We start from the raw sequence: 12,627 nt of genomic DNA on the forward strand, positions 1-12,627 counted from the left end.
GCCAAAATCACCCAATAGCCCAATTCTACGGACACCACAATGGGCAAAAAAAATAACGCTCCAGTCTTTGTGTTTTCAAAAAAAAGGTTGGCAGTGGTGTTTTTGCTGTGGCTGGCTGTCATGGTGGACAATACCCGTGGAGAATGGGTAACACCAGCTTCTGTACATCAGGGCGGGATTGCCCATGTTGCTTCAAGGCTCTGGCTTCAGCAACAACCCGTGCTTAAATCCGCTATGGATGAAAAAGTTGCGGTTTCAAAAAGATCGGCAGCGGTGGTTATTCTGGTAGAAGACGACGGTTTTAGTGTACTGGCCACTGAGCCGGCAGTCTTCACATGGCAGGATGCGTGTAATGCCACCACGCTTTCTGACATGAACCGGCATTTGCGCTGCCACGACCCCAATGCCCTGCTGACCGGGTTAAGAGCCACACTGCAGTTTAGTCACAGTGGGGAGTCTGTGCAGGTGACCGGGTTTGCGTCGGTTTTGCAGGTGCAGACCACCGGGGGAACAGACCTGGCCATTGCTCCTTTTCAGAGTGATAGCCCGGGTCTGCCCGACCAGCAATATGAACAACAATACAGAGCCATTCTGGAGTACCTGTCCCGGCAAAGGAGAAAGTCTGAAGAGATAGACCGGCGAACAAGATGCTGGACAAACGCTATGTCAAGGTTAGCCCCTGAAAAACCGGACGAAGTGTTAAGGCAGGAGCAGAAAATAAAGGAGCAGCGAGCGCCCGTCAGGTTCCATTACTCACTGGCACACCGTTCGGCTCCGCAGGATGAAACGTTCTGGTTTTTTACGGACAAGATGGAGGGAAGAAAAGTTGTGCTGACTCCCGACAATAACCTTTCTGCCTGCTCCCCTGTTTCCCTGCCATCGGGGAGCATGGTTGACCTGTCCAATGGTTCCAAAAGAAATCCTCCGCCCGTTGATAAACCAGCAGCTACGAAGAGCAAAAAAAGAAAACTCAGCACCAGTAATAGCGAGAGCCCGCAGAGTGTCACAAATCCGCAGACCGGGGGTTATCCCGTGATACCGGATATCCCCATAAAACAGGAAGAAAATGTCATTGAATTTGGTGAAAGAAAAGTCTTGACAAGTGCTGAACTGTTTATCATCAAGCCGGAAAGCGGTATTACCAGAAAACCGCCAGAACCGCCTTTCAAAACAAATTGCAAGATTCAGGGTGCCCCGGCATTCTGGAAACTTTTTACTAAGAAAAAGCGACAGCAACTGGAAAACAGGATATTGGAATATATTAATAAAACCAATGAAGAAAGAGAGGCGCACATCGAAGGTCTGGTTAGAGAGGTGCTGTACGAGGCAAACGAGGGCGACCCTTACCAGGCTCTGGACGGGCAAAGGCATGTAGTAGCCGCCAAAAAACTGTCCAAGGGTGCTGTACTGGGACATTACCGGGGCTCTCTCTGGTTGATAGATAAGAGTGCCCCGTCTCCGGAATATGGTACGTTAGACCAGCAAATATCCTATTCCGTTAACTGTGACTACAAAGAAAAAGGAGAAGAAGCCACGGATGATTGTCAGGAAATGTACTGGCTTTCAGGTTATGACGACGGCAATATTTTTTCCTGCGTTAACGACTGTACCGTCACCAGCAATGCCGACGACAATACCGGTACTTTAGAGCCAAACGCCAGTTTCATTATTGTTTATATGGATTATTTCCCCGTGGTTATGGTCGTGACAACAGAGGATATCCCGGAGGGCAAAGGACTCTGGCTGAGCTATGGAAAACCTTACTGGGACTATAAAAACGAACCGGTTGTGGTGCCCGACGGTGATGACGGTCATAGCGGAGCCAGGGCAAAAAACAAAAAACACGTGTGTGATGTGTGTGGAAAGAAGTTTGCTCATTTCGGAAACCTCGTAAGACACAAGCGCACCCACACCGGAGAGAAGCCTCATGAGTGCGATCTGTGTCAAAAGAGATTTGCCTGCTCCAGTAACTTCGTAAGACACAGGCGCACCCACACCGGAGATAAGCCTTATAAGTGCGATGTGTGTCCAAAGAGATTTGCAGCTTCCGGAGACTTGACAATACACAGGCGCCACCACACAGGAGAGAGGCCTTATGAGTGCGATGTGTGCCAAAAGAGATTTACTGACTCCGGAAACTTAGCAAAACACAGACGCTACCATACCGGGGATAAGCCTTATGAGTGCGATAAGTGCCAAAAGAGATTTGCTCATTCCGGAAACTTAGCAAGACACAAGCGCACCCACACCGGAGAGAAGCCTTATGAGTGCGATGTGTGTCAAAAGAGATTTTCTCGACTCGAACACCTCGCAAGACACAAGCGCACCAAACATAAGGAATCCCCAACAGAACAACCACCACAGCAATAGTCTACACTCCCGCCAAAACCACCCAATAGCCCAATTCTAATGACTCCGTAATGGGTAAAAAAAATAACGCTTCAGTCTTTGTGTTTTCAAAAAAAAGGTTGGCAGTGGTGTTTCTGCTGTGGCTGGCTGTCATGGTGGACAATACCCGTGGAGAATGGGTAACACCAGCTTCTGTACATCAGGGCGGGATTGCCCATGTTGCTTCAAGGCTCTGGCTTCAGCAGCAGCCCGTGCTTAAATCCGCTATGGATGAAAAAGTCGCGGTTTCAAAAAGATCGGCAACGGTGGTTATTCTGATAGAAGACGACGGTTTTAGTGTACTGATCACTGAGCCGGCAGTCTTCACATGGCGGGATGCGTGCAATGCCACCACACTTTCCAACATGACCCGGCATCTGCGCTGCCACGACCCCAGTGCTTTGCTGACCGGGTTAAGAGCCACACTGCAGTTTAGTCACAGTGGGGAGTCTGTGCAGGTGACCGGGTTTGCGTCGGTTTTGCAGGTGCAGACCACCGGGGGAACAGACCTGGCCATTGCTCCCTTTCAGAGTGATAGCCCGGGTCTGCCCGACCAGCAATATGAACAACAATACAGAGCCATTCTGGAGTACCTGTCCCGGCAAAGGAGAAAGTCTGAAGAGATAGACCGGCGAACAGGATGCTGGACAAACGCCATGTCAAGGTTAGCCCCTGAAAAACCGGACGAAGTGTTAAGGCAGGAGCAGAAAATAAAGGAGCAGCGAGCGCCCGTCAGGTTCCATTACTCACTGGCACACCGTTCGGCCCCGCAGGATGAAACGTTCTGGTTTTTTACGGACAAGATGGAGGGAAGAGAAATTGTGCTGACTCCCGACAATAACCTTTCTGCCTGCACTCCTGTTTCCCTGCCATTGGGGAGCATGGCTGACCTGTCCAATGGTTCCAAAAGAAATCCTCCACCCGTTGATAAACCAGCAGCTACGAAGAGCAAAAAAAGAAAACTCAGCACCAGCACCAGCACCAGCACTAGTAATAGCGAGAGCCCGCAGAGTGTCACAAATCCGCAGACCGGGGGTTATCCCGTGATACCGGATATCCCCATAAAACAGGAAGAAAATGTCATTGAATTTGGTGAAAGAAAAGTCTTGACAAGTGCTGAACTGTTTATCATCAAGCCGGAAAGCGGTATTACCAGAAAACCGCCAGAACCGCCTTTCAAAACAAATTGCAAGATTCAGGGTGCCCCGGCATTCTGGAAACTTTTTACTAAGAAAAAGCGACAGCAACTGGAAAACAGGATATTGGAATATATTAATAAAACCAATGAAGAAAGAGAGGCGCACATCGAAGGTCTGGTTAGAGAGGTGCTGTACGAGGCAAACGAGGGCGACCCTTACCAGGCTCTGGACGGGCAAAGGCATGTAGTAGCCGCCAAAAAACTGTCCAAGGGTGCTGTACTGGGACATTACCGGGGCTCTCTCTGGTTGATAGATAAGAGTGCCCCGTCTCCGGAATATGGTACGTTAGACCAGCAAATATCCTATTCCGTTAACTGTGACTACAAAGAAAAAGGAGAAGAAGCCACGGATGATTGTCAGGAAATGTACTGGCTTTCAGGTTATGACGACGGCAATATTTTTTCCTGCGTTAACGACTGTACCGTCACCAGCAATGCCGACGACAATACCGGTACTTTAGAGCCAAACGCCAGTTTCATTATTGTTTATATGGATTATTTCCCCGTGGTTATGGTCGTGACAACAGAGGATATCCCGGAGGGCAAAGGACTCTGGCTGAGCTATGGAAAACCTTACTGGGACTATAAAAACGAACCGGTTGTGGTGCCCGACGGTGATGACGGTCATAGCGGAGCCAGGGCAAAAAACAAAAAACACGTGTGTGATGTGTGTGGAAAGAAGTTTGCTCATTTCGGAAACCTCGTAAGACACAAGCGCACCCACACCGGAGAGAAGCCTTATGAGTGCGATATGTGTGGAAAGAAGTTTGCTCGCTCCGAAAGCCTCGCAAGACACAAGCGCACCCACACCGGAGAGAAGCCTTATGAGTGCGATGTGTGTCAAAAGGGATTTGCTTACTCCAGTGATCTTGTAAGGCACAAACGCATCCACACCGGAGAGAAGCCTTATAGGTGCGATTTGTGTCAAAAGGAATTTGCTGTTTTCGGAAACTGGGCAATGCACAAGCGCCGCCACACCGGAGAGAAGCCTTATGGGTGCGATGTGTGTGAAAAGAGATTTGCTCGCTCCGAAGGCCTCACAAGACACAAGCGCACCCACACCGGAGAGAAGCCTTATGAGTGCAATGTGTGTCAAAAGAGATTTGCTCTTTCCAGTAACCTCTCAAAACACAAGCACACCCAACACAAGAACCTTCCAACAGAGCAACCGCCACAGCAATAGTCTACACTCCCGCCAAAATCACCCTATAGCCCAATTCTACGGACTCCACAATGGGCAAAAAAAATAACGCTCCAGTCTTTGTGTTTTCAAAAAAAATGCTGGCAGTGGTGTTTCTGCTGTGGCTGGCTGCCATGGTGGACAGCGCCCGTGGAGAATGGGTAACACCAGCTTCTGTACATCAGGTCGGGACTGCCCATGTTGCTTCAAGGCTCTGGCTTCAGCAACAACCCGTGCTTAAATCCGCTATGGATGAAAAAGTCGCGGTTTCAAAAAGATCGGCAACGGTGGTTATCCTGATAGAAGACGACGGTTTTAGTGTACTGACCACTGAGCCAGCAGTCTTCACATGGCAGGATGCGTGCAATGCCACCACGCTTTCCGACATGAACCGGCATCTGCGCTGCCACGACCCCAATGCCCTGCTGACCGGGTTAAGAACCACACTGCAGTTTAGTCACAGTGGGGAGTCTGTGCAGGTGACCGGGTTTGCCTCGGTTTTGCAGGTGCAGACCACCGGGGGAACAGACCTGGCCATTGCTCCCTTTCAGAGTGATAGCCCGGGTCTGCCCGACCAGCAATATGAACAACAATACAGAGCCATTCTGGAGTACCTGTCCCGGCAAAGGAGAAAGTCTGAAGAGATAGACCGGCAAACAAGATGCTGGACAAACGCTATGTCAAGGTTAGCCCCTGAAAAACCGGACGAAGTGTTAAGGCAGGAGCAGAAAATAAAGGAGCTGCGAGCGCCCGTCAGGTTCCATTACTCACTGGCACACCGTTCGGCCCCGCAGGATGAAACGTTCTGGTTTTTTACGGACAAGATGGAGGGAAGAAAAGTTGTGTTGACTCCCGACAATAACCTTTCTGCCTGCACTCCTGTTTCCCTGCCATCGGGGAGCATGGCTGACCTGTCCAATGGTTCCAAAAGAAATCCTCCACCCGTTGATAAACCAGCAGCTACGAAGAGCAAAAAAAGAAAACTCAGCACCAGCACCAGTAATAGCGAGAGCCCGCAGAGTGTCACAAATCCGCAGACCGGGGGTTATCCCGTGATACCGGATATCCCCATAAAACAGGAAGAAAATGTCATTGAATTTGGTGAAAGAAAAGTCTTGACAAGTGCTGAACTGTTTATCATCAAGCCGGAAAGCGGTATTACCAGAAAACCGCCAGAACCGCCTTTCAAAACAAATTGCAAGATTCTGGGTGCCCCGGCATTCTGGAAACTTTTTACTAAGAAAAAGCGACAGCAACTGGAAAACAGGATATTGGAATATATTAATAAAACCAATGAAGAAAGAGAGGCGCACATCGAAGGTCTGGTTAGAGAGGTGCTGTACGAGGCAAACGAGGGCGACCCTTACCAGGCTCTGGACGGGCAAAGGCATGTAGTAGCCGCCAAAAAACTGTCCAAGGGTGCTGTACTGGGACATTACCGGGGCTCTCTCTGGTTGATAGATAAGAATGCCCCGTCTCCGGAATGTGGTACGTTAGACCAGCAAATATCCTATTCCGTTAACTGTGACTACAAAGAAAAAGGAGAAGAAGCCACGGATGATTGTCAGGAAATGTACTGGCTTTCAGGTTATGACGACGGCAATATTTTTTCCTGCGTTAACGACTGTACCGTCACCAGCAATGCCGACGACAATACCGGTACTTTAGAGCCAAACGTCAGTTTCATTATTGTTTATATGGATTATTTCCCCGTGGTTATGGTCGTGACAACGAAGTTTATCCCGGAGGGCAAAGGACTCTGGCTGAGCTATGGAGAACCTTACTGGGACTATAAAAACGAACCGGTTGTGGTGCCCGACGGTGATGACGGTCATAGCGGAGCCGGAGCAAAAAACAAAAAACACGTGTGTGATGTGTGTGGAAAGAAGTTTGCTCGCTCCATACACCTCATAGTACACAAGCGCACCCACACCGGAGAGAAGCCTTATGAGTGCGATGTGTGTCAAAAGGGATTTGCTTACTCCAGTAACCTCTTAAGACATCAGCGTACCCACACCGGGGCGAAGCCTCATGAGTGCGATGTGTGTAAAAAGATATTTACTCAATCCGGAGACCTCATAAGACACAAACGCACCCACACCGGAGAGAAGCCTTATAAGTGCTATGTGTGTGAAAAGGGATTTTCTGCTTCTGGAAACTTAGCAACACACAGGCGTAGCCACACCGGGGAGAAGCCTTATGAGTGCGATAAGTGCCAAAAGAGATTTACTCGATCCGGAAACCTCATAAGACACAAGCGCAGCCACACCGGGGAGAGGCCTTATGAGTGCGATAAGTGCCAAAAGAGATTTATTCAATCCGAAGACCTCATAAGACACAAGCGCACCCACACCGGAGAGAAGCCTTATGAGTGCAATGTGTGTCAAAAGAGATTTGCTCTTTCCGGTAACCTCTCAAAACACAAGCGCACCAAACACAAGAACCTTCCAACAGAGCAACCGCCACAGCAATAGTCTACACTCCCACCAAAATCACCCAATAGCCCAATTCTACGGACTCCACAATGGGCAAAAAAAATAACGCTTCAGTCTTTGTGTTTTCAAAAAAAATGCTGGCAGTGGTGTTTCTGCTGTGGCTGGCTGTCATGGTGGACAATACCCGTGGAGAATGGGTAACACCAGCTTCTGTACATCAGGGCGGTATTGCCCATGTTGCTTCAAGGCTCTGGCTTCAGCAACAACCCGTGCTTAAATCCGCTATGGATGAAAAAGTCGCGGTTTCAAAAAGATCGGCAGCGGTGGTTATCCTGATAGAAGACGACGGTTTTAGTGTACTGGCCACTGAGCCGGCAGTCTTCACATGGCTGGATGCGTGCAATGCCACCACACTTTCCAACATGACCCGGCATCTGCGCTGCCACGATCCCAGTGCTTTGCTGACCGGGTTAAGAGCCACACTGCAGTTTAGTCACAGTGGGGAGTCTGTGCAGGTGACCGGGTTTGCCTCGGTTTTGCAGGTGCAGACCACCGGGGGAACAGACCTGGCCATTGCTCCCTTTCAGAGTGATAGCCCGGGTCTGCCCGACCAGCAATATGAACAACAATACAGAGCCATTCTGGAGTACCTGTCCCGGCAAAGGAGAAAGTCTGAAGAGATAGACCGGCGAACAGGATGCTGGACAAACGCTATGTCAAGGTTAGCCCCTGAAAAACCGGACGAAGTGTTAAGGCAGGAGCAGAAAATAAAGGAGCTGCGAGCGCCCGTCAGGTTCCATTACTCACTGGCACACCGTTCGGCCCCGCAGGATGAAACGTTCTGTTTTTTTACGGACAAGATGGAGGGAAGAAAAGTTGTGTGTGTTGACTCCCGACAATAACCTTTCTGCCTGCACTCCTGTTTCCCTGCCATCGGGGAGCATGGCTGACCTGTCCAATGGTTCCAAAAGAAATCCTCCACCCGTTGATAAACCAGCAGCTACGAAGAGCAAAAAAAGAAAACTCAGCACCAGCACCAGTAATAGCGAGAGCCCGCAGAGTGTCACAAATCCGCAGACCGAGGGTTATCCCGTGATACCGGATATCCCCATAAAACAGGAAGAAAATGTCATTGAATTTGGTGAAAGAAAAGTCTTGACAAGTGCTGAACTGTTTGTCATTAAGCCGGAAAGCGGTATTACCAGAAAACCGCCAGAACCGCCTTTCAAAACAAATTGCAAGATTCTGGGTGCCCCGGCATTCTGGAAACTTTTTACTAAGAAAAAGCGACAGCAACTGGAAAACAGGATATTGGAATATATTAATAAAACCAATGAAGAAAGAGAGGCGCACATCGAAGGTCTGGTCAGAGAGGTGTGGTACGAGGCAAACGAGGGCGACCCTTACCAGGCTCTGGACGGGCAAAAGCATGTAGTAGCCGCCAAAAAACTGTCCAAGGGTGCTGTACTGGGGCATTACCGGGGCTCTCTCTGGTTGATAGATAAGAATGCCCCGTCTCCGGAGTGTGGTACATTAGACCAGCAAATATCCTATTCCGTTAACTGTGACTACAAAGGAGAAGAAGCCACGGATGATTGTCAGGAAATGTACTGGCTTTCAGGTTATGACGACGGCAATATTTTTTCCTGCGTTAACGACTGTACCGTCACCAGCAATGCCGACGACAATACCGGTACTTTAGAGCCAAACGTCAGTTTCATTATTGTTTATATGGATGATTTCCCCGTGGTTATGGTCGTGACAACGAAATTTATCCCGGAGGGCAAAGGACTCTGGCTGAGCTATGGAGAACCTTACTGGGACTATAAAAACGAACCGGTTGTGGTGCCCGACGGTGATGACGGTCATAGCGGAGCCAGGGCAAAAAACAAAAAATGTGCGTGTGATGTGTGTGGAAGGGAGCTTGCTAATTCCGGAAGTCTCACAAGACACAAGCTCACCCACACAGGAGAGAAGTTTCATGAGTGCGATGTGTGTGGAAAGAAGTTTGCTCGTTCCGAAACTCTCACAAGACACAAGTGCCGCCACACCGGGAAGAAGCCTTATGAGTGCGATGTGTGTAAAAAGAAATTTATTCAACCCAATCACCTCAAAGACCACGAACGCACCCATACTGGGGAGAGGCCTTATGAGTGCAATGTGTGTCAAAAGAGATTTGTTAACTCCGGAAACTTGGCAGCACACAGGCTCAGACACACCGGGGAAAAGCCTCATGAGTGCGATCTGTGTCAAAAGAGATTTGCCTGCTCCAGTAACTTCGTAAAACACAGGCGCACCCACACCGGAGATAAGCCTTATAAGTGCGATAAGTGCCAAAAGAGATTTACTGACTCCGGAAACTTAGCAAAACACAGGCGCCACCACACAGGAGAGAGGCCTTATGAGTGCGATGTGTGTCAAAAGAGATTTGTTTGCTCCAGTAACTTCGTAAGACACAAGCGCACCCACACCGGAGATAAGCCTTATGAGTGCGATGTGTGTCAAAAGAGATTTTCTCTACTCAATCACCTCATAGTACACAAACGCACTCACACCGGGGAGAAGCCTTATAAGTGCGATGAGTGTCCAAAGAGATTTGCAGCTTCCGGAGGCTTGACAATACACAGGCGCCACCACACAGGAGAGAGGCCTTATGAGTGCGATGTGTGTCAAAAGAGATTTGCTTGTTCCAGTAACTTCGTAAGACACAAGCGCACCCACACCGGAGATAAGCCTTATGAGTGCGATAAGTGCCAAAAGAAATTTTTTCAACTCGCACACCTCGTAAGTCACAAGCGCATCCAACACAAGAACCTTCCAACAGAGCAACCGCCACAGCAATAGTCTACACTCCCGCCAAAATCACCCAATAGCCCAATTCTACGGACACCACAATGGGCAAAAAAAATAACGCTCCAGTCTTTGTGTTTTCAAAAAAAATGTTGGCAGTGGTGTTTCTGCTGTGGCTGGCTGCCATGGTGGACAGCGCCCGTGGAGAATGGGTAACACCAGCTTCTGTACATCAGGTCGGGACTGCTCATGTTGCTTCAAGGCTCTGGCTTCAGCAACAACCCGTGCTTAAATCCGCTATGGATGAAAAAGTCGCGGTTTCAAAAAGATCGGCAGCGGTGGTTATCCTGGTAGAAGACGACGGTTTTAGTGTACTGGCCACTGAGCCGGCAGTCTTCACATGGCAGGATGCGTGCAATGCCACCACACTTTCCGACATGACCCGGCATCTGCGCTGCCACGATCCCAGTGCTTTGCTGACCGGGTTAAGAGCCACACTGCAGTTTAGTCACAGTGGGGAGTCTGTGCAGGTGACCGGGTTTGCCTCGGTTTTGCAGGTGCAGACCACCGGGGGAACAGACCTGGCCATTGCTCCCTTTCAGAGTGATAGCCCGGGTCTGCCCGACCAGCAATATGAACAACAATACAGAGCCATTCTGGAGTACCTGTCCCGGCAAAGGAGAAAGTCTGAAGAGATAGACCGGCAAACAAGATGCTGGACAAACGCTATGTCAAGGTTAGCCCCTGAAAAACCGGACGAAGTGTTAAGGCAGGAGCAGAAAATAAAGGAGCTGCGAGCGCCCGTCAGGTTCCATTACTCACTGGCACACCGTTCGGCCCCGCAGGATGAAACGTTCTGGTTTTTTACGGACAAGATGCAGGGAAGAGAAATTGTGCTGACTCCCGACAATAACCTTTCTGCCTGCTCCCCTGTTTCCCTGCCATCGGGGAGCATGGTTGACCTGTCCAATGGTTCCAAAAGAAATCCTCCACCCGTTGATAAACCAGCAGCTACGAAGAGCAAAAAAAGAAAACTCAGCACCAGCACCAGCACCAGTAATAGCGAGAGCCCGCAGAGTGTCACAAATCCGCAGACCGGGGGTTATCCCGTGATACCGGATATCCCCATAAAACAGGAAGAAAATGTCATTGAATTTGGTGAAAGAAAAGTCTTGACAAGTGCTGAACTGTTTATCATCAAGCCGGAAAGCGGTATTACCAGAAAACCGCCAGAACCGCCTTTCAAAACAAATTGCAAGATTCAGGGTGCCCCGGCATTCTGGAAACTTTTTACTAAGAAAAAGCGACAGCAACTGAAAAACAGGATATTGGAATATATTAATAAAACCAATGAAGAAAGAGAGGCGCACATCGAAGGTCTGGTTAGAGAGGTGCTGTACGAGGCAAACGAGGGCGACCCTTACCAGGCTCTGGACGGGCAAAGGCATGTAGTAGCCGCCAAAAAACTGTCCAAGGGTACTGTACTGGGACATTACCGGGGCTCTCTCTGGTTGATAGATGAGAATGCCCCGTCTCCGGAGTGTGGTACGTTAGACCAGCAAATATCCTATTCCGTTAACTGTGACTACAAAGGAGAAGAAGCCACGGATGATTGTCAGGAAATGTACTGGCTTTCAGGTTATGACGACGGCAATATTTTTTCCTGCGTTAACGACTGTACCGTCACCAGCAATGCCGACGACAATACCGGTACTTTAGAGCCAAACGTCAGTTTCATTATTGTTTATATGGATGATTTCCCCGTGGTTATGGTCGTGACAACGAAGTTTATCCCGGAGGGCAAAGGACTCTGGCTGAGCTATGGAGAAGCTTACTGGGACTATAAAAACGAACCGGTTGTGGTGCCCGACGGTGATGACGATCATAGCGGAGCCGGAGCAAAAAACAAAAAACACGTGTGTGATGTGTGTGGAAAGAAGTTTGCTCGCTCCATACACCTCATAGTACACAAGCGCACCCACACTGGAGAGAAGCCTTATGAGTGCGATGTGTGTCAAAAGAGATTTGCCTGCTCCAGTAACTTCGTAAGACACAGGCGCACCCACACCGGAGATAAGCCTTATAAGTGCGATGTGTGCCAAAAGAGATTTGCTCATTCCGGAAACTTAGCAAGACACAAGCGCAGCCACGCCGGGAAGAAGCCTTATGAGTGCGATGTGTGTCAAAAGAGATTTGCTTACTCCATTAGCCTCTTAATACATCAGCGTACCCACACCGGAGATAAGCCTTATGAGTGCGATGAGTGTAAAAGGAGATTTTCTCTACTCAATCACCTCATAGTACACAAACGCACTCACACCGGGGAGAAGCCTTATAAGTGCGATGAGTGTCCAAAGAGATTTGCAGCTTCCGGAGACTTGACAAAACACAGGCGCCACCACACAGGAGAGAGGCCTTATGAGTGCGATGTGTGTCAAAAGAGATTTGCTTGTTCCAGTAACTTCGTAAGACACAAGCGCACCCACACCGGAGATAAGCCTTATGAGTGCGATAAGTGCCAAAAGAAATTTTTTCAACTCGCACACCTCGTAAGTCACAAGCGCATCCAACACAAGAACCTTCCAACAGAACAACCACCACAGCAATAGTCTACACTCCCGCCAAAATCACCCAGT

General features: G+C 49.2%; 6 protein-coding genes. All 6 read left to right on the forward strand.

Translation table 11 applies throughout. The features are described 5' to 3' along the window. The first annotated feature begins 39 nt into the window (after positions 1–39). The 6 genes from NX720_RS15870 to NX720_RS15895 are packed head-to-tail and all read left to right on the forward strand — an operon-like array spanning position 40 to position 12,600. Positions 40–2,370 (forward strand): C2H2-type zinc finger protein, encoded by a 2,331-nt coding sequence (locus tag NX720_RS15870; protein WP_262595810.1) that lies wholly within the window; start codon positions 40–42, stop codon positions 2,368–2,370. Between the two features lie 50 nt (positions 2,371–2,420). Next, positions 2,421–4,769, forward strand: a complete 2,349-nt coding sequence (locus tag NX720_RS15875; protein WP_262595811.1) for a C2H2-type zinc finger protein — start codon at positions 2,421–2,423, stop codon at positions 4,767–4,769. Positions 4,770–4,819: 50 nt separating this feature from the next. Next, the gene (locus NX720_RS15880; RefSeq protein ID WP_262595813.1) at positions 4,820–7,240 is read left to right on the forward strand and encodes a C2H2-type zinc finger protein; all 2,421 of its coding nucleotides are present in this window, start codon (positions 4,820–4,822) and stop codon (positions 7,238–7,240) included. 50 nt (positions 7,241–7,290) lie between these two features. Further along, complete coding sequence (locus NX720_RS15885) at positions 7,291–8,103, forward strand: hypothetical protein (protein WP_262595815.1); 813 nt, start codon at positions 7,291–7,293, stop codon at positions 8,101–8,103. Further along, positions 8,033–10,045, forward strand: coding sequence for a C2H2-type zinc finger protein (locus tag NX720_RS15890; protein WP_262595817.1), 2,013 nt, complete (start codon positions 8,033–8,035; stop codon positions 10,043–10,045). Before NX720_RS15885 ends, NX720_RS15890 begins: the two co-directional genes overlap by 71 nt. Before the next feature lie 50 nt (positions 10,046–10,095). Further along, on the forward strand, positions 10,096–12,600 hold the full coding sequence (locus NX720_RS15895) for a C2H2-type zinc finger protein (protein WP_262595819.1): 2,505 nt from the start codon (positions 10,096–10,098) through the stop codon (positions 12,598–12,600). Positions 12,601–12,627: the final 27 nt, after the last annotated feature.

The sequence above is a fragment of the Endozoicomonas euniceicola genome, from assembly GCF_025562755.1.
GTDB classification, from domain to species: domain Bacteria; phylum Pseudomonadota; class Gammaproteobacteria; order Pseudomonadales; family Endozoicomonadaceae; genus Endozoicomonas_A; species Endozoicomonas_A euniceicola.

What these genes read in the sequence shown, in the direction of transcription:
- NX720_RS15880 (WP_262595813.1), top strand. Translation starts at nt 4,820, where the DNA reads ATGGGCAAAAAAAATAACGCTCCAGTCTTTGTGTTTTCAAAAAAAATG.
- NX720_RS15885 (WP_262595815.1), top strand. Translation starts at nt 7,291, where the DNA reads ATGGGCAAAAAAAATAACGCTTCAGTCTTTGTGTTTTCAAAAAAAATG.
- NX720_RS15870 (WP_262595810.1), top strand. Translation starts at nt 40, where the DNA reads ATGGGCAAAAAAAATAACGCTCCAGTCTTTGTGTTTTCAAAAAAAAGG.
- NX720_RS15875 (WP_262595811.1), top strand. Translation starts at nt 2,421, where the DNA reads ATGGGTAAAAAAAATAACGCTTCAGTCTTTGTGTTTTCAAAAAAAAGG.
- NX720_RS15895 (WP_262595819.1), top strand. Translation starts at nt 10,096, where the DNA reads ATGGGCAAAAAAAATAACGCTCCAGTCTTTGTGTTTTCAAAAAAAATG.
- NX720_RS15890 (WP_262595817.1), top strand. Translation starts at nt 8,033, where the DNA reads ATGAAACGTTCTGTTTTTTTACGGACAAGATGGAGGGAAGAAAAGTTG.